This window comes from Niveispirillum sp. (genome assembly GCF_017996735.1).
In the GTDB taxonomy this organism is placed as follows: domain Bacteria; phylum Pseudomonadota; class Alphaproteobacteria; order Azospirillales; family Azospirillaceae; genus Niveispirillum.
The window spans coordinates 87,461-104,079 of record NZ_JAGOGJ010000004.1 but is presented as its reverse complement, the minus strand read 5'-3'; the positions used below and the strand labels follow the sequence as shown (position 1 = coordinate 104,079).

The 16,619-nt window shown below is 66.1% G+C and carries 17 protein-coding genes; 12 read left to right on the top strand and 5 right to left on the bottom strand.

Annotated elements, in window-relative coordinates; genetic code table 11:
- Nucleotides 1-62 precede the first annotated feature (62 nt).
- From KBA48_RS03130 to KBA48_RS03075, 12 genes are all read left to right on the top strand, one after another.
- Nucleotides 63-482, top strand: a complete 420-nt coding sequence (locus KBA48_RS03130) for a hypothetical protein (RefSeq protein WP_292903526.1) — start codon at nucleotides 63-65, stop codon at nucleotides 480-482.
- A gap of 334 nt (nucleotides 483-816) precedes the next feature.
- Nucleotides 817-2,421 carry a sigma-54 dependent transcriptional regulator gene (locus tag KBA48_RS03125; protein ID WP_292903525.1) on the top strand — a complete coding sequence of 535 codons (1,605 nt, stop codon included), beginning with the start codon at nucleotides 817-819 and terminating at the stop codon, nucleotides 2,419-2,421.
- Nucleotides 2,422-2,442: 21 nt separating this feature from the next.
- Nucleotides 2,443-2,766: a hypothetical protein gene (locus KBA48_RS03120; protein WP_292903524.1), complete on the top strand. Its 324-nt coding sequence runs from the start codon at nucleotides 2,443-2,445 to the stop codon at nucleotides 2,764-2,766.
- A gap of 124 nt (nucleotides 2,767-2,890) precedes the next feature.
- A complete protein-coding gene (locus KBA48_RS03115) occupies nucleotides 2,891-3,085 on the top strand; it encodes a hypothetical protein (protein WP_292903523.1) in 195 nt (64 codons plus the stop codon).
- 187 nt (nucleotides 3,086-3,272) lie between these two features.
- Nucleotides 3,273-4,790, top strand: coding sequence for a tetratricopeptide repeat protein (locus KBA48_RS03110; protein WP_292903522.1), 1,518 nt, complete (start codon nucleotides 3,273-3,275; stop codon nucleotides 4,788-4,790).
- Nucleotides 4,791-4,875: 85 nt separating this feature from the next.
- Complete coding sequence (locus tag KBA48_RS03105) at nucleotides 4,876-6,309, top strand: mannose-1-phosphate guanylyltransferase/mannose-6-phosphate isomerase (RefSeq protein ID WP_292903521.1); 1,434 nt, start codon at nucleotides 4,876-4,878, stop codon at nucleotides 6,307-6,309.
- A 70-nt stretch (nucleotides 6,310-6,379) separates the two neighbouring features.
- Nucleotides 6,380-7,189, top strand: a complete 810-nt coding sequence (locus KBA48_RS03100; RefSeq protein WP_292903520.1) for a transporter substrate-binding domain-containing protein — start codon at nucleotides 6,380-6,382, stop codon at nucleotides 7,187-7,189.
- Complete coding sequence (locus KBA48_RS03095; protein ID WP_292903519.1) at nucleotides 7,186-7,965, top strand: amino acid ABC transporter permease; 780 nt, start codon at nucleotides 7,186-7,188, stop codon at nucleotides 7,963-7,965. The genes KBA48_RS03100 and KBA48_RS03095 overlap by 4 nt, the downstream gene beginning before the upstream one ends.
- A gap of 129 nt (nucleotides 7,966-8,094) precedes the next feature.
- Nucleotides 8,095-8,910 carry an enoyl-CoA hydratase-related protein gene (locus KBA48_RS03090; RefSeq protein WP_292903518.1) on the top strand — a complete coding sequence of 272 codons (816 nt, stop codon included), beginning with the start codon at nucleotides 8,095-8,097 and terminating at the stop codon, nucleotides 8,908-8,910.
- A 116-nt stretch (nucleotides 8,911-9,026) separates the two neighbouring features.
- Nucleotides 9,027-9,803: a tonB-system energizer ExbB gene (exbB, locus tag KBA48_RS03085; RefSeq protein WP_292903517.1), complete on the top strand. Its 777-nt coding sequence runs from the start codon at nucleotides 9,027-9,029 to the stop codon at nucleotides 9,801-9,803.
- A 5-nt stretch (nucleotides 9,804-9,808) separates the two neighbouring features.
- Complete coding sequence (exbD, locus tag KBA48_RS03080) at nucleotides 9,809-10,249, top strand: TonB system transport protein ExbD (RefSeq protein ID WP_292903516.1); 441 nt, start codon at nucleotides 9,809-9,811, stop codon at nucleotides 10,247-10,249.
- Nucleotides 10,246-10,953 carry an energy transducer TonB gene (locus tag KBA48_RS03075; protein ID WP_292903515.1) on the top strand — a complete coding sequence of 236 codons (708 nt, stop codon included), beginning with the start codon at nucleotides 10,246-10,248 and terminating at the stop codon, nucleotides 10,951-10,953. Before exbD ends, KBA48_RS03075 begins: the two co-directional genes overlap by 4 nt.
- 9 nt (nucleotides 10,954-10,962) lie before the next feature.
- Here KBA48_RS03075 and KBA48_RS03070 read toward each other — a convergent pair whose 3' ends face one another.
- The 5 genes from KBA48_RS03070 to KBA48_RS03050 form a co-directional block, all read right to left on the bottom strand.
- Nucleotides 10,963-11,202: a DUF1272 domain-containing protein gene (locus KBA48_RS03070; RefSeq protein WP_292903543.1), complete on the bottom strand. Its 240-nt coding sequence runs from the start codon at nucleotides 11,200-11,202 to the stop codon at nucleotides 10,963-10,965.
- A gap of 139 nt (nucleotides 11,203-11,341) precedes the next feature.
- Nucleotides 11,342-12,631, bottom strand: coding sequence for a class I SAM-dependent methyltransferase (locus KBA48_RS03065; protein ID WP_292903514.1), 1,290 nt, complete (start codon nucleotides 12,629-12,631; stop codon nucleotides 11,342-11,344).
- A 60-nt stretch (nucleotides 12,632-12,691) separates the two neighbouring features.
- A complete protein-coding gene (locus KBA48_RS03060) occupies nucleotides 12,692-13,690 on the bottom strand; it encodes an MBL fold metallo-hydrolase (RefSeq protein ID WP_292903513.1) in 999 nt (332 codons plus the stop codon).
- Nucleotides 13,691-13,786: 96 nt separating this feature from the next.
- Complete coding sequence (locus KBA48_RS03055) at nucleotides 13,787-14,830, bottom strand: alpha/beta hydrolase (RefSeq protein ID WP_292903512.1); 1,044 nt, start codon at nucleotides 14,828-14,830, stop codon at nucleotides 13,787-13,789.
- An 82-nt stretch (nucleotides 14,831-14,912) separates the two neighbouring features.
- Complete coding sequence (locus KBA48_RS03050; RefSeq protein ID WP_292903511.1) at nucleotides 14,913-16,166, bottom strand: porin; 1,254 nt, start codon at nucleotides 16,164-16,166, stop codon at nucleotides 14,913-14,915.
- Nucleotides 16,167-16,619 lie beyond the last annotated feature (453 nt).

Genomic DNA, 16,619 nt, shown 5'->3' with positions numbered 1-16,619 from the left:
GTTCAGGATGGTGACGGGCAATTCCGGCGGGTGGGACCATGCATCATCGGCAGATACTCGATATGGCTATGCGGGAGCTGCCGGCGGCGAAGGCGGCCTATCTCTCGCGGGTGGCCGATAATCTGTCGCGCGACACTTCCCTGGACGACCGGTCACATCTTCTTTATCCGGTCCTGGCCGCGGCCGCGCCAGGGATTGAACCCGTGCTTGAACCGGCCGAATGTGCGGGGCTGGTGACGGCTTTCCTCAAGGGGCATGCCGATGGCATCGCCCATACGCTGTATTCCCCCGCCTACCTGCATGTGGGGGTGAAGGCCATGAAGCCCTGGGCGGCGCGGCTGCTGGCCGATATCTCCGTCGCGATCATGGACCAGTTGGCCCTTGGACGGCTGACGCTGGACGAACCGAAGGTGTGGCGTTTCGGCAGCCATGCCAGCGAGCATACGTCCTTCCCCTATGGGGACGAGGACCCGGAACCCTGAGGCGGTTCCACTCCTCCACAATGAAGAATCGGCACGGCGACCGGGGCGGGTCGCCGTGCCGTCAGTTTCCGCACCTTCGCCCTGAACCGAAAAGTGGGCACGGCGGCGGGGCTGCCGATCCAGTGGGGGAAACCATCTCTGACCCCCCAAATCTGGTAAGATTGAAGCAAAATGCAGACCATATATACGGCATCGGATAAAAATGGCTGTTTCCCTTGATTGCGGCATTGGAAACGAAATCGATTGATACAGGCCTTCTTGCCTTTTGCAAAGGAGGATGTAAAACGGCTGGGTTCTGGTTGCGTAACGCAACGCCCCATGCAATCATCCTGGCATGACGCAAGCCGCACGTATCCTGATCGTCGAACCCGCACCTTCCCTGTCGCACGCCTATGTCGGTGCGCTGAAGCGTGATGGGTACGACATGTCCGTGGTCGAAGGGGCGGCCGCCGCACGCCGCGCCTTGGCGGTGGGTGCCGGAATCGATCTGCTGCTGATCAATCTGCAGCTTACCGATGGTTCCGGGGTGGAACTGCTGCGTGATCTTACCCAGGCCGGGCTTGTTCCACGTGCCATCGCGCTGACGGCGCAAGGGTCCGTGCAGGTGGCGGTGGAGGCGATGCGGGCCGGGGCGGCGGATGTCCTGTTGCTGCCGGTGGGCAGCGACCGGCTGCGCGGCGCTGTCACGGCCGTCCTGGCCCAGGCCCCGGCCGTGCGTGACGCAACCGGCGCGGCGGGCGGCAAGGGCGCGAAGGGTCGTGCCGCCAAACCGCCAGCGGCGGCGGCGGAACCCGCCGTCACGGAATATTCGTTCTATGGGTTCATCGGGGCCTCTCCGCCGATGAAGGCGGCCTATCGTCTGATCGAGGCGGCGGCACCGTCAAAGGCGACGGTTTTTATCACAGGGGAGAGCGGCACCGGCAAGGAGGTGTGTGCGGAAGCCATCCATCGTCGCAGTCCCCGGGGCGACGGCCCGTTCATCGCCATCAATTGCGCCGCCATCCCGAAGGATTTGATGGAGTCGGAGATTTTCGGCCATGTGAAGGGTGCCTTCACCGGGGCCAGCACCGACCATGCCGGTGCCGCCCTGCAGGCCGATGGCGGCACCCTGTTCCTGGACGAAATCGGAGAGATGGACCTGTCGCTGCAGGCCAAGCTGCTGCGGTTCCTGCAGACGGGCATGGTCAAGAAGGTAGGCAGCGAGAAGCTGGAACCGGTGGATGTGCGCATCGTCTGCGCCACCAATCGCGACCCCTATGCCGAGGTGCAGGCCGGGCGATTCCGCGAAGACCTGTTCTATCGCCTGCAGGTGATCTCCATCGAATTGCCGCCATTGCGCGAACGCGGGGACGATATCCTGCTGATCGCCCGATTTTTCCTGGAAAAATACGGGAAAGAGGAGCGCAAGGCCTTCAAGGGATTCTCGACCGAGGCCGAGAGCATCCTGCAAACCTATGCCTGGCCGGGCAATGTGCGACAATTGCTGAATGTCGTGCGCAATGTGGTGGTGCTGAATGACGGGGACGAGATCCGGCCCTTCATGCTGCCGCCGCCCCTGAACAAGCCGACCATGATCGTGCCGCCCATCCTGCAGGACCCCCGTTGGGCCGCCGTTGCCGGGCCGCTGGCCAGTCAGCTTGGGCAGTCCTTCGCAGGCTTGGCCATGCCGCCGACTGGCCCCCTGGGTTTGGGCATTCCCGGCGTGCCCATTCCGGGTATCGGCGGCACGGTGCCCGTACCTCCCCCCCCTTCCCGGCCGGCTCCGGCGGAGGTCTGGCCCGACGACGAACGGCGCATCCGACCGCTGTGGCAGGTGGAGGAAGAGGCCATCGATGAAGCCATCCGCCTGTGCCAGGGCAATATCACCCGTGCAGCGGCTTTGCTGGAAATAAATCCCTGCACCATTTATCGTCGTCGTCAGAAGAAGCGCGCGGGCTGAGCCCGGAACGGAAAGAAAGCCATGATCACAGAGATCCGGCATATCATCTTCTCTAATGACGAATTGAAACTTGTCTTTCAGTCCGTCCCGCTGGAGGGGTTCGACCCCTCGCGGCGTATCACCCGTATCCAGGTGGTGGAAGGCCCCCCGCCGTCCATCCGGATCCAGAGTGAGTCGGCAGGCGGCGGGGGACGAAGCGAACTGGAGGTGGAGAGCTACCAGTTGGCGCGTCTGATGGTGGCCTATTGCCGGGACAAGAAAATCCCGCTGCCCAAGGATGCGTTGAAGACCATCCACGCACAGGGTGATGCGCTCTGTTTTTCCATCATGAGCACGCTGGGGTAACCGGCCCTTGGGGCCGCCGCTGCTGTCCCATCGTCGGTATTACGCCGAACGAGTGGGTATGCCTTGGATTCCAGTCGCGTCCGTCCTATACTGAAGCGGCTGGAACCAGACACGGATCGTGATCATGGACATCAGTTCTTCTGCCGGCTACGCGTCGGCCATCGGCTTGTTGAACACGCGCAGCCAATTTCAGGTTGGGCAGGTACGCGCCTCGTCCGATCAGTCACAGCAGGTGACAGACCTGCTGGCGTCTGGTGGATCGGCGAAGCCGGCGGCGGCGACGGGCGGACGCGGCCAGATCGTTGATATCCAGGTCTGAATTCCCGCCATCTCAAGATTCTCCGTACTTCCGGGCCCGGTCGGCAGCTTCGACCGGGCCTTTCTCTTTATGGCCGGCCCTATGCTTTTCGGTATCCGGCCGCGCTCCCCCTATCCTTTGTGATTCCAAGCCGTTATCTTGTCCGCCAAACGAGGCCCAGGGCGTGATCTGGCGGAAGGAAAAAAGCATGAGCGACATCTCCATTGGCGTTGGTGGCCCCGCTGACCAGGGGCGCATGGCGATGGATGCCGGCAACCATGCCGAGGCGGTGGCGCTGTTGCGTGAGGCCATCCTGGACGATCCCGGTGATGCCACCCTGCGGGCTGATCTGGGTGTCGCCCTGGAGACGTTGGAAGATTACGATGGCGCGGCCCAGGCCTATGCGGCGGCGGCGGCGCTGGAACCCGACAACCCCATCTATCATTTCAACCAGGGGGCCGTGGCCCAGGCGCAGGGCCGGCCGCATGATGCCGCCGGCCATTACCTGAACGCGCTGGAACGCGAACCGCTGTTCGCGGAGGCTTATTACAATCTGGGCACCCTGTTCTTCGATGCCGGTCATCTGGAAATCGCGGCGGAGCATTACGGCAACGCGTTGAAGGCCCGGCCCGACTATGCGGAGGCGGCCAGCAATCTGGGCCTGACGCTGCGCCGGCTGGGGCGTCAGGCTGAAGCCGTGGAACAGTTCCAACTGGCGTTGCGCCTGCGGCCCGACATCATCATCACCCATTCCAACCTGGGCCTGACCCTGGCCGAGTCAGGGCGGTATGACGAGGCTATCGCCTGTTTTGGCCAGGCATTGGCCATGGATCCCAACAATTCACCGCTGCATATCAACATCTCGCTGGCCTGGCGTGGTGTCGGGCGGCTGGACATGGCGGCGGACGCGGCCCTGAAGGCGTTGCGGCTTGCCCCTGACAGCGCGGTTGCCCAGGTCGAACTGGGTGCCGTGGCCGCGAACCTGCGCCGCACCGGGGACGAGGCGGCGCTGGCCACCCTTCTGGACACCTGGCGGGAGATCGCGGGCGAAACGGCGCAGTTACAGCATACGCTGGCCGCCCTGGGGCAGAGCCCGACCCCGGCGCGGGCGGGCGACGCCTTTGTCGCCCAGACATTCGACGCCTCTGCGAAGCGCTTCGATGAAATGATCGGATCGCTGGGTTATGCCGTGCCAGAGGCGGTAGGGGCGGCCCTGTCGCGCCATCTGGGGGCGGGCAAGGGCGACAAGGACATTCTGGATGCCGGCTGCGGCACCGGTCTGGCGGCACCGCATCTTGCCCCCCATGCCCGTACCCTGACCGGTGTCGACCTGTCGCTGTCCATGCTGCAGCAGGCCCTGCGCCGTGGCCTCTACTCCGCCCTGGATCAGGCTGAACTGGGGGCCTATCTCATCGCCCGGCCAGCCAGTTTTGATGTCATCTCCGCCAGTGACGTCCTGTGTTATTTCGGGGACCTCGAGGATATTTTCCGGTGCGCGGGAAACAGCCTGCGGCCCGGTGGCCTGCTGATCGGTTCGGTGGAGACGATCGCGGGGGACAAGCCCTATGTGCTGCATGAAGGCGGGCGTTATGCCCATGATCCGGCCTATGTCCGGGACTGTCTGACGGCGGCGGGACTGACGCCCGTGGAACTCACCAGCCTGGTGCTGCGTTATGAGGGCGGCAAGCCGGTGCAGGGGTTGCTGGCCATCGCGGCCAAGCCCTGATCCCATTTTCGGTCTTTTCCAGAGGGCCGGGGCATGCCATGTAGTCCCGCCCCGGCCCTTCCCATTTCCACGATACGCGTGCGCCATGATCCAGACCCCTTCTGCAATCATTCCCGTCCTGCTGTCCGGCGGTTCCGGTTCCCGGCTGTGGCCTGTGTCGCGCGAACGGTTTCCCAAGCAGTTGCTGAACCTGTGCGGTGACCGGACCATGATCCAGGAGACGGCGCTGCGGGTCGGTGGCACGTTCGGCTTTGCCGATCCCATCGTGATCTGCAATCAGGAACATCGTTTCGCCATCGCCGAACAGCTTCAGGAAGTGGGCATCCGGCCCACCGAACTGGTTCTGGAACCTTTCGGCCGCAACACTGCCCCGGCGGCGGCTGTGGCGGCGCGTCTGGCGGCGCGGCGCGATCCGGCGGCGCTGGTCCTGCTGCTGCCGGCCGACCATGCCATCCTGGCGCCCGACGCCTTTCGGGCCGCCGTGGCTATCGGCGCCCGCGCGGCGCAGGCAGGTAAGCTGGTGACCTTCGGCATTCAGCCGACCAGCCCTGAAACGGGCTATGGCTATATCGAAACGGGGGAGCCGGTGGCGAATGCCGACGGCGCCTTCACGGTGAAGCAGTTCGCGGAGAAGCCGAAGCTGGAAGTGGCGCAGGCCTATGTGGCCGGTGGTCGCCATTTGTGGAACAGTGGCATGTTCCTGTTCCGCGCCGACCGGTTCGTGGCCGAACTGGAACGCCATGCGCCCGACGCCTTGGTAGCGGCGGATGAAGCCATCGCGGCCGCACGGGACGACCTGGATTTCCTGCGCCTGGACCCCGACGCCTTCGCCAAGGCGCCCAACATCTCCATCGATTTTGCGGTGATGGAAAAGACGGACAGCGCCGCCATCGTGCCCTGCGATATCGGCTGGACCGATGTCGGCGCCTGGAGCGCGCTGTGGGACATTGCCGGCAAGGATAATGTCGGCAATGCCGTGCTGGGCGATGCCATCCTGGTGGATTCGCACAATAATCTGGTGCGGGGCGAGGTCGGGCTGACGGCCCTGGTCGGGGTGAGGGACCTTGTGGTCATCACCACCGACGACGCGGTTCTGGTGGCTGACCGGTCACGTGTGCAGGATGTGAAGACCGTGGTCGACCGGCTGAAGGCCGATGGCCGCTCCGAACGGCTGGACCATCGCCGCACCTACCGGCCCTGGGGTTATGCGCATCTGGTGCATAAGGGGCCGGGGTTCGAGGTGCTGCGCCTGACCATCCGGCCCGGTCACAAGATTTCGCTGCAAAAGCACGAACATCGGGCCGAGCATTGGATCGTGGTTCAGGGAGAGGCCAAGGTCACCCTGGGCGATGAACGGCGCACCGTGCGCGTGAATGAAAGCGTCTTCATCCCCGCCGGCATGCCGCACCGGCTGGAGAATGAGGGGGACAGCGATCTGTGCCTGGTGGAGGTGCAGACCGGGGAACAGATCAGCGCCGACGACATCCTGCGGATCGAGGATCATTACGGCCGGGCGTGATCGGCGCTTTCCCCATTGACCCCATATCGCAGTGCGGCAACCATGGTGCGCCCTTCCCGCCGGAGCCGCCATGCGTCTGGACCGCCGTCATCTGCTGATCTCTTCCCTGTCCTTGGCCCTGGTGTCCCCCGCGCTGGCGCAGCAAGGGGGCACGCTGCTGGACCGGGTGCGGAAGGCCGGCCTGTTGCGGGTCGGAACGACGGGGGATTATTTCCCCTATTCCTTCCGCGATGTGAAAACGGGTGGTTTCCAGGGATATGAGATCCAGGTGGCCGAGCGCCTGGCCACCGATCTGGGCGTGAAGCTGCAACTGGTGCAGGCGACCTGGCCCACCCTGGTCGCAGGCCTGATGGCGCGCAAATATGACATCGCGGCCACCGGCGTGACCGTCACGCCGGAACGCGCCAAGGCCGTTTCGTTCAGCAAGGCCTATCTGCGCCCCACCTTCATCCCCCTGATCCTGAAAAAGGACATGGAGCGCTTCAAAAGCTGGGACGATCTGGACCAGCCCGGCGTGACCATTTCCGTGCAGCAGGGCACGGCACCGGAAACCATGGCGAAGAAGGTCTTCACCCGGGCGCGTATCCTGTCGGTCGCTGATCCCGTGATCGATTTCACGGAAGTGCTGGCCGGCCGGGCGCAGGCCGCCTTCACCGACAATCTTTATTTCCTGACCAAGATCGGGCGGGAATATCCGCAACTGACCATGCTGACCCAGGGTGCGCGGCCGGGCACCGATACAGAAAACGCCATCATGACGCCGCAGGGTGACCCGGTCTGGCTGGATTGGCTGAATGGTTGGGTGGATGCGCGCACGGCGGACGGGTTCTTCGACCGGCTGTTCAAGATCTGGTTCGAGGGTACGGGGCCCGCCCCGTGACAGGCCGTTTTTTGCCCCTGCTGCTACTGGTGCCCTTGCTGTCGGGCTGTGCCGGTGATGGCTGGCACATTGTCGATCCGCGCACGGCCGAAGGCTGGGGCAACCTGTCCTTCCTGCTGGCCGGGGCAGGCCTGACCCTGGGCCTGTCGGCCGCGGCCCTGGTCCTGGCCATGGGGATCGGCCTGCTGACCGCCATCGCCCGTGGCAGCCGCTGGCGCGCCCTGCGTATGGTCAGCGGTGCCTATGTTGAACTGATGCGTACCCTGCCGCTGTTTGTGCTGCTGCTCTGGGTATTCTATGCCATGCCCATTCTGGTGCAGGGGCTGGACCCGGACGGGATCGGTTTCAAGGCGCTGGGCTGGATTGCCGACCTGACACCCTTCACCGCGGCGGTCATCGCCCTGGCGATGAATGCCGGGGCCTTCCTGTCGGAGATTTTCCGCGCCGGTATCGAGGGCGTGCCGAAGGGACAGGTGGAAGCGGCCCAATCGCTGGGCATGGGGCGCTGGCTGACCCTGCGCCGCATCGTGCTGCCGCAGGCGCTGCGCCGCATGCTGCCGCCCACCGTGGGGCAGTTCATCCATACGGTGAAGGACAGTTCGCTGGCCTCCGCCATCGGGTTGGCCGAACTGACCCGCCGCGCCACGGAATTGCAGACCCAGACCTATCGGCCGCTGGAGCTTTATACGCTGCTGGCCCTGGAATATCTGGTGATCCTGCTGGTTCTGTCGCGGATTTCGCGCTGGCTGGAACGGCGCTGGGGTAGCGCCGCCTGACCGGTCACGCCCGTCCGGTAGTGAGCTTCCGGTCATTACCTTTCCCCTCCCCTTCAAGGGCCAAGCTCTGTTACTCTTGTCACGCGACGTTCCCAATGAAGGAGCGCCGGCAGAGGGGAAGGACGCGCCATGAGCACCGTGACCACCGATTGCCTGCTTTACACCCGCCACAGCGCCGAAGGCGTGGCGGAGATCACCTTCAACCGCCCCCACTGCATGAACGCCCTGAACCTGGACATGGCAGCGGCTTTTGCGGAAGCGGCCACGGCGGCGGCCAATGACCCGAAGGTCCGTGTCCTGATTCTCACGGGTCGTGGGACCAGCTTCATGTCGGGTGGCGACATCCACGCCTTCCACAAGCTGCTGTCGGCATCGCCCGCCGAGCGGCGGGATCATATCACGCGCTTGATCGATTTCACCCATCAGGCGGTAACGGCCCTGCGCCGCATGGAAAAGCCGGTGATCGCCGGCATCCACGGGACGGCGGCGGGACCGGGCATCGGCATCACGCTGGCCAGCGATCTGGTGGTTGCGTCCGACCGGGCGGTTTTCCAGATGGCCTATGGCCCGCTGGGCACCACACCGGAGGCCGGGGCCACACACGCCCTGCCCCGTCTGGTCGGATCGCGCCGCGCGGCGGAACTGGCGCTGCTGGACCGGCGCCTGACGGCGCTGGAAGCGCTGGAACTGGGCATCGTCAACCGCATCTGCCCGGCCCCCATGCTGGCGGAGGAGACGCGCTGCGTGGCGCGCAAGCTGGCCGGCGGTGCCGCCAACGCTTCGGGCCGGACCAAGCGGCTGCTCTATCTGTCGCTGGAACATAATTTCCAGCAGCAGTTGGCGGCGGAGCGGGAAACCTTCCTGTCCGCCATCGACAGCGGCGAATTTGCCGAAGGCATCACCGCCTTTGTGGAGCGGCGCAAACCATATTTCGGCGGGTGCTGATCAGGCTGCGTTCCTGCGTCGCAGGAACGCACGCCACCTACCCCGCGAACGCAGTTGCAACTTAGTCGCATCTCCGATAACACCAGAGAGGAGAGTTTCCTCCCGGGGGGCGGATGATGGCGAAGCGGAAAATCGGATTTGTTCTGGTGGGTATGGCCCTGTCGGCGGGACTGGTGGCACCGGCCCTGGCAGAGCCGATGGTGAACGGGCATTCCCTGTCGCCCTGGGGCATGTTCATGGCCGCCGACTGGGTGGTGAAGTCGGTGATGATCGGCCTTGCCGCCGCATCGGTCGCCACCTGGACCATCTTCATCGCCAAGCTGCTGGAACTGTCCGCTGCCAAGCGTCGGGCGGCGGAGTCGCTGGCGCGACTGGACACGGTGCGCGGGCTGGCGGATGCCACGGCCGGCCTGTCCGATCCCCGCGACCCGGCGGGTCCGCTGTTGCGGGCCGTGCAGGAGGAGATGGAGCAATCCGCCGACCTGCCCGTCGATGGTATCAAGGAACGGGCCGCCAGCCGTCTGGAACGGATCGAGGCGGCGCTGGCCCGCGCCTCTTCGCGTGGCACGGGCGTGCTGGCAAGCATCGGGGCGACGGCACCCTTCGTGGGTCTGTTCGGCACGGTCTGGGGCATCATGAACAGCTTCATCGGCATCGCCGAAAGCCACACCACCAATCTGGCGGTTGTGGCGCCGGGTATTGCAGAGGCGCTGCTGGCCACGGCCATCGGGCTGGTGGCCGCCATCCCGGCCGTGCTGGTCTATAACGCCCTGACGCGCACGATCGGCGGCTATCGCGCCCAGGTGGGCGACGCGGCGGCGGCCGTGTTGCGGCTGTTGTCGCGCGACCTGGACCGTCGCGGGGTGAAACCCCGCCTGCGCGCCGCGGAGTAAGGCCGATGGCCGCTAAGCTGCGCACCGGCGGGGATGACGACCTGTCGGAAAACCACGAGATCAATGTCACGCCCTTCATCGATGTGATGCTGGTGCTGCTGATCATCTTCATGGTGGCGGCACCGCTGGCCACCGTCGATGTGCCGGTGGACCTGCCCGCCTCCAGCGCGCCGCAGACCGAACGGCCGCCTAAGCCGTTGTTCTTGTCGGTGAAGGCCGATCTGTCGCTGGCTATCGATGATACGCCGGTGGCGGACAAGGCGGATTTGGCCGCCGCCCTGGATGGGGTGACGGGTGGCGACAAGGAACAGCGTGTGTTCCTGCGCGCCGACAAGACGGTCGCCTATGGCGACCTGATGGAGGTGATGAACAGCCTGCGTGATGCCGGATATCTGAAGGTGGCGCTGGTCGGGCTGGACGGTGCGGCGGTGGGGGCTGCACCGTGAGTGCCACCATGGCCCTGCCCGCCCGTGGCGTTCGCTGGCCGCTGGCCTTTGCCGTGGCCCTGGGCGCACATCTGGCCGTGGCGGGGTTTGTGGCGCTGAAACCGCAGGCACCACCATTACCAGAACCGCCGCCCCCGCCGCCCGCCATCCTTCTGGATCTGGCGCCGCTGGCACCGCCTCCCCCGCCGCCGCCCCCACCGCCCCGGCCGGTGATGCAGGCACCGGTGCCGAAGCCGCCGCCCATCATTGATCGCGCCGCCGCCAAACTGCCTCCCCCGCCCAAACGTCCGCCGCAGGAGCAGCCAGCGATGGAAGCGCCGATGCCGCCCGTGGCGGATGCGGCCCCCGCACCCCGGCCGGAACCTTTGGCCGACGCGGCCCCCCCTACGCCGGTGCGGGCCGGTCCGCCACCCGATGCCATGGCTGCCTTCCAGGGCCGGCTGATGGCCCATCTGGGCAAGCATAAGCGCTATCCGCTGTCGGCCCGGCAGCGGCGTCAGCAGGGAACGGCGTGGGTCCGGCTGACCCTGGACCGCAAGGGCCGGGTCCTGTCGCACACGCTGGAGCGTGGATGCGGGGTGGAGGTATTGGACCGCGAGGCGGAAGAACTGATCGCCCGGGCACAGCCCTTGCCGGAGATCCCTGACGAATTGGGGACCGACCAGATGGAACTGGTCCTGCCTGTGGAATTCAGCCTGCGCTGAACCCCCTGCTCAGAACCCGGACCGGCAGCCTTCCGGTTTGAAAATCCGAACGGTCGAGGGCGGGTAACGGTCCCATTTAATCCGGGCGCGCGGCGGGCGTGGCGACAGGGTGCCGCCGCAATTGGGGCAGGTGCCCTTTAACACCTGTTCGGTGCAATCCCGGCACCATGTGCATTCGAACGAACAGATGAAGGCACCCGCCAGATCGGCCGGCAGGTCCCTGTCACAGCATTCACATCCCGGCCGCATCTCCAGCATTCCGCCCCCCGTTGCCACTGCCGGACAGTGAAGCCGGTCCCGGCCAGCACCACAAGCCAGGGACCGGACCCGCAGCGGACCTTTTCCGCCTTCCTGCGCCCCCATCGCCGGGCGGGCCTTTACGTCCCGGTCATTCCAGCCGCAGCGCCACTTGTCCCGTGAAGGGGCTGACGGCGATGTGGCGGAAACGGATGCCGGTATGCGCGGTGAACTCAGCCCAGGCCTTGAACTCATGCTCGGCCCAGGTGCGGTTGCCGATGAATTCATCGAAGACCAGGACGCTGCCCGGCACCAGCCTTGGTTCCAGTGCGCGCAGCACGGTCACCGTGGAACTGTAGATATCGCAATCGATATTGGCGAAGCGGACGGGGCCTTGATGGCCGGTCAGGAAACCCGGCAGCACCTCGTCGAACCAGCCCTTATGCAGGCGGACATGGGCTGGCATGGCGGGCAGGTCCGTCCCCTCCCCGCCCAGGCTGAAGGTGCCGGCCAGTTCATTGCCCCAGCCTTCCGGCAGCCCCTCGAAACTGTCGAAGCCATGGACCGTCTGTTCCGTTGCCGCCGCGATGTGGCGCAGGGACGTGCCGCGGCGTACACCGAATTCCAGCACCAGCCCCGGCACCGCCGCCGCATCCAGGGCGAAGCGCAACAGGTCGGCCGACAGGCCGAACAGGCGGCAATCCGCTGCCAGATGCGGCACCAGGGCGCGGGCACCATCCAGGATCGGGCTGTCTCCCGGCCGCACCCCCTCGCCCGCGCCGCCGGTCAGCACGTCATAGGCCGCCAGATAACCGGCATATTTGCGGTTGGCACCCGGACAGGCGATGGCCCGGCGCAGCCGTTCACGGGCGGCCGATAGCCCCTGTATCCCGATCACGCAGGCATGGCTGGCGAACCAGGATGCGGCGCGGCCGGGCGCGGCCGTCACGATGGCGTCGAAATCAGCCAGGGCACCGGCCGCGTCGCCCAGATAATGCAGCGACAATCCCCGCTGATAGCGGATGGCGTCGTTCAGGCGGCCTGCACGTTCCTCCGCCATCACCAGATCGACCGCCGCCTCGTAACTGGCATCGCGGCGCAGGGCATTGGCCAGCGCCTCCGTCACGGCCGCATCCATGGGATCGGCCACATGCAGGGCGTTCAGGATGGGCACGGCCGCATGCATCTGCCCCAGACCATCCAGTGACCGGGCCAGGGCGAAGCGCAGGGCGGCATCGCCCGGCCTCTCTTCCAGGGCGCGGGTCAGGCAGTCCCGCGCCGCCGCATGCTCGTTCAACCCCACCAGGGCACGGCCCAGCAGACCCAGGCCGACGGCATCGTCAGGCAATGCCGGCTGGGTCAGCAGACGGCGCACCACGCGGAAGCGGCCGGCTGCCAGCATCTCTGTCGCTTGGGCCAGTATATCGTGCGGGGTGGGCATGGAACGGTTCCGGTGGGGATCATGACGTCAACCCCTGCCTAGCATGCCGCCCCGGACCCGTCACCCCAGCACGCGGTACCAGGCCTTGAAGGCGTTGGTATAGAAACCGGGATTGAACAGGGTCCAGGCGCCCAGCCCCGCCGACAGGGTGAAGGCCGCGGCCGCCTGTTCCATGGGAAGACCGGCCGTATGCGCCCGCCGCGCCGCCGCCTCCACCGCGTCCAGAACACCGGGATAGGAGGACAAGTCCCCGGCAGTCGACAACGATCCATGGCCGGGCACCACCAGGGCGGCCGGGTCTGACAGCAGCGCCCGGACAGCAGTCGAAAGCTTCAGGGGGTCGGCATCGACATAGTTGGGGAAAATGCCATTCCACAGCAGGTCACCGCCGAAAATCACCCGTGGGTCGTCCAGTTCGACGGTCATGTCGCTGTCGGTATGGCCGGTGCGGGCCACCAGCCGGACCTTGCGTCCGCCCAGGTCCAGAACGGCCGTCGCTTCGGGCACCACCAGGGTGGGCAGCAGCACGGGTGACGCCTTGGCGAAGGGGCTGCCCTCCACCGGCCGGGCCAAACCGTTGCGCTCGGCCGACAAGGCGCCGGTACGCGCCGTCATCAGCAGTTCCGGCCCCTCCGCGCCCCGGCGGAACCCGGCCAGACCGCCGACATGGTCCAGATGGTAATGAGTGGCCACGACATGGGTCGGCCGCCGCCCGGTCAGGGCCAGGGCTTGGTCGGACAGCCACGCGGCGCCGGCCGGCGTGTTGAAGCCTTCCACCACCAGAACCGCATCTCTTCCGGCGATGATGCCGCCATTGGACAGGGTGGTGCGGTCACCCCGGCCACCATCGGGGGCAAACGGCGTGCTGACCACGGCCCAGACGCCCTCGCCCAGCTTTTCGATGCGCGCGAAGGGGGTGGTCACCACCGGATCAGACAGGGTGCGGGCCTGGACCTTACGCGCCGTGGCGGTACCGGCCGACAGCGCCACCGCAACCCAGGCGCCGCAACCGAAGGCATGACCGAAAAATCCGCGCCGGTCGCAGCCACAGGTGCCCATCCTCAATCGCTCCCCTTGCCCGTAGATGTAAGGGGGACATTGGAACCGGTCCAATGCCCCCGCGCAAGGGCTTCAACGGACAGAAACCGGCTGATTCTAGATCCCGCCCCCATCGCTGAACGCGTAGATATCGTAGGAAGCCAGCGCCCGCCCGATATCGGTGATGGCGCGGTTGGCGGCGGGCAGGCGTCCGCCCATGGTGATGAAGCCATGCACCATGTCGGGATAGAGCCGATGCAGCACGGGCACCCCCGCCGCTGCCAGCCGCCCGGCATAGGCCCGCCCCTCATCCAGCAGCGGGTCGAACCCGGCCGTGATGATCACGGTGGGCGGCAGTCCGTCCAGCCGGTCGGCGCGCAGGGGCGAAACCCGCCAGTCGCCTTCCACCTCCTGCCCGGCCAGATAGTTGCGGACATAGGTGACATAGGCCTGACGGGTCAGCAGATAGCCCTCGGCCCGGGTGAAATGGCTGGGCAGGCCCGCCATCAGGTCGACCGCCGGATAGATCAGCACCTGGGTTTTCAGCACCGGGCCACCGGCATCACGCGCCTTCAGCGCCAGAACAGCGGCGATATTGCCGCCGGCACTGTCGCCGGCCACGCCGATACCCAGCGGGTCGATGGCCAGCAAGGGCGCATAGGCGGCCAGCCAGCGGAGTGCGGCCCAGCCATCCTCGATCGCCGCCGGCCAGGGATGTTCGGGCGCCAGCCGGTAATCGACGGCAACGATGGCATGGCCCGTGGCAATGGCCAGTTGCCGGCACAGCGTGTCATGGCTGTCCAGGTCGCCCACGGTCCAGCCGCCGCCATGGAAGAACAGCAGGGCCGGCAGGGGACGGAACCCGAAGGAGGGGCGGTAGAGACGCAGGCGCAGCGGCCCGCCGGGACCGATGATGGTTTCTTCACGCACCGACGCAATTTCCGGCGCCTCCGGTCCCAGGGCGCGGCGCACACGGGTGAAGATGCGCCTTGTTTCCGCCAGATCACCGCCGCCATCAGCGCTGCCGGCGATGACGCGGACCACATCCGCCACTTCCGGTGAGAGGTCGGCCCCCACCTGGAACCCCGGCCTTTCCGGCACCAGACACAACGACGCCGCGCGGTGCGGTGCGGGGGCGATGGGCAGAACGGTACCGGTCATGGTCTGTCTCCGGATATCAGGCGGGTGGAAGGAAAGAGACGGGGCCGGTGATTGGGAGAACCGGCCCCGCCCCGACGGATCATCAGAAGCGGATACGGGCCCCGGTGATCACGCCGAACACATCCTTGAAGTCGGCCGTGGGCGTGTCATAAGTGTGGTTGCGCACACCCAGATACAGGTCGGCGGCCCAGGCATCGACCGTCTGGACAAAGGCCGCACCAATGGCCTTGGCATCGGCGCCGGCCACGGTCAGGTCCTGCTGCTTGTAGTAATCGACAGAGAAGGAACTGGCGCCGATCGGGGTCAGCTTGGCGATATAGCCGACCTTGCCGTACCAGAAGTCGCTGTCGCGCGGACCCAGGTCGCGGGTGCCGGCGGCGGCCGTCACGTTGAAGCCGCTGGCGAACTTCACCGACACGGACCCGTTGGTCTGGGTGTCGAAGCCGGTGCGGCTGTCATTGTCGGCATAGGCGATGGCGGCCGCCACTTCCGTATCACCGATCTTGGCGTTGTAGCGGATGGCCCCGTCGGTGGCGCCCCCTTCGGTCACGCTGGTCGACAGTTGGAAGCCGCCGCCGAAGGTCGGCGTGTCATAGCGCACGCGATCCTCGCGATGCAGGCCGTCCAGGTTGTTGAAGGCGGTGTTGACGGTGGCGCCGGCGGCACGGGTCGCCTTGTTGCGGAAGGCCACGCCGCCGAAGGCCTGCCCGACGTCGGAATAGCCCAGCAGCGTGACGGTGCCGGACAGATCGACTTCGGAGGTCTGGTTGGTGGCCGTGTCGCCCTGGCCCACCCAAAGGCGGCCGAACTGCTTATGCTGGATCCAGAATTCCACCTTGCGCTCGTTCACGGAGAAATTGCTGCCGCCGTCGCTGCCGATGCCCGTGCTGCGGGAAGAGGCCGACGAGGTTTCCAGCTCGATATCCGTGCCGGCCGTCCAGTTGTCGTCCAGCTTGGCCTGACCGGCCAGACGGATGCGGGAAGAGGCGGTGGCGTTGTCGGCATGGATCAGGTCGCTGTCGAACCCGTCATCGACCAGGCTGACCACACGGCCGACCTGACCGGACAGGGTCAGCTTCACCTTGGCATTGCCCGACTGCGTGATCTGCGGCGCCTTGTAGGCGTCGGCGGCGACCAGGGGGGCATCCTTGCTGGCCGGCGGGCCGGCGGGCGTGCTGGGGGCCTTTTCCAGCTTTTCGATACGGGTCAGCAGTTCCTTCACCTGGGCGCGCAGCGCCTCCACTTCCGACGCCGACTGGGCGGATGCCGGCAGGGCAAAGGCGGCGATGGCAGCACCCGTCAACAGGGCGGCGGTCGCGGAACGGAACGAAGTCATGTGATTTCCCTTCATTTTTTCAAGGTTTTTTCAGCCGGAAGAAGGGGGGGGCGGAGGACCCGCGGCATCCCTTGCAATCTTCCGCGGGCATGGTTATCCCCGCGCCGGCCGCCCTGTGGCGCCGGTTCCGGTCTTGGTTGCTATCGAAGATCATGGCCGGGCGGCGCAGATTTCGCCGCTGGCGGGTCCTGACGGGTCAGGGACAACAGGTCGTCATCGGGTGTCTCCTTCTGGTCTGGACACCACGAGGCTTCGTGGCGCTTTAGCGTTTGGTGACGCGGCGCAAGCTGTCAGGTCAAATGCCCGCGGATGGGTTCAACACCATCGACGCGGATATTGTCGATTAATTCCCATGTCGTCAATGGGGTTTTGTAAAATAAATGAAATACCACTATTCTGGTGTTGTATTGCCACGGCGCGAGACGCGCTATGCTCCCCCAAACAAATGTTTGA

Bases quoted from the DNA above. Each gene is read 5' to 3' on its own strand.
- KBA48_RS03130 (WP_292903526.1), top strand. From the start codon at position 63: ATGGCTATGCGGGAGCTGCCGGCGGCGAAGGCGGCCTATCTCTCGCGG.
- KBA48_RS03125 (WP_292903525.1), top strand. From the start codon at position 817: ATGACGCAAGCCGCACGTATCCTGATCGTCGAACCCGCACCTTCCCTG.
- KBA48_RS03120 (WP_292903524.1), top strand. From the start codon at position 2,443: ATGATCACAGAGATCCGGCATATCATCTTCTCTAATGACGAATTGAAA.
- KBA48_RS03115 (WP_292903523.1), top strand. From the start codon at position 2,891: ATGGACATCAGTTCTTCTGCCGGCTACGCGTCGGCCATCGGCTTGTTG.
- KBA48_RS03110 (WP_292903522.1), top strand. From the start codon at position 3,273: ATGAGCGACATCTCCATTGGCGTTGGTGGCCCCGCTGACCAGGGGCGC.
- KBA48_RS03105 (WP_292903521.1), top strand. From the start codon at position 4,876: ATGATCCAGACCCCTTCTGCAATCATTCCCGTCCTGCTGTCCGGCGGT.
- KBA48_RS03100 (WP_292903520.1), top strand. From the start codon at position 6,380: ATGCGTCTGGACCGCCGTCATCTGCTGATCTCTTCCCTGTCCTTGGCC.
- KBA48_RS03090 (WP_292903518.1), top strand. From the start codon at position 8,095: ATGAGCACCGTGACCACCGATTGCCTGCTTTACACCCGCCACAGCGCC.
- exbB (WP_292903517.1), top strand. From the start codon at position 9,027: ATGGCGAAGCGGAAAATCGGATTTGTTCTGGTGGGTATGGCCCTGTCG.
- exbD (WP_292903516.1), top strand. From the start codon at position 9,809: ATGGCCGCTAAGCTGCGCACCGGCGGGGATGACGACCTGTCGGAAAAC.
- KBA48_RS03070 (WP_292903543.1), bottom strand. From the start codon at position 11,202: ATGCGGCCGGGATGTGAATGCTGTGACAGGGACCTGCCGGCCGATCTG.
- KBA48_RS03065 (WP_292903514.1), bottom strand. From the start codon at position 12,631: ATGCCCACCCCGCACGATATACTGGCCCAAGCGACAGAGATGCTGGCA.
- KBA48_RS03060 (WP_292903513.1), bottom strand. From the start codon at position 13,690: ATGGGCACCTGTGGCTGCGACCGGCGCGGATTTTTCGGTCATGCCTTC.
- KBA48_RS03055 (WP_292903512.1), bottom strand. From the start codon at position 14,830: ATGACCGGTACCGTTCTGCCCATCGCCCCCGCACCGCACCGCGCGGCG.
- KBA48_RS03050 (WP_292903511.1), bottom strand. From the start codon at position 16,166: ATGACTTCGTTCCGTTCCGCGACCGCCGCCCTGTTGACGGGTGCTGCC.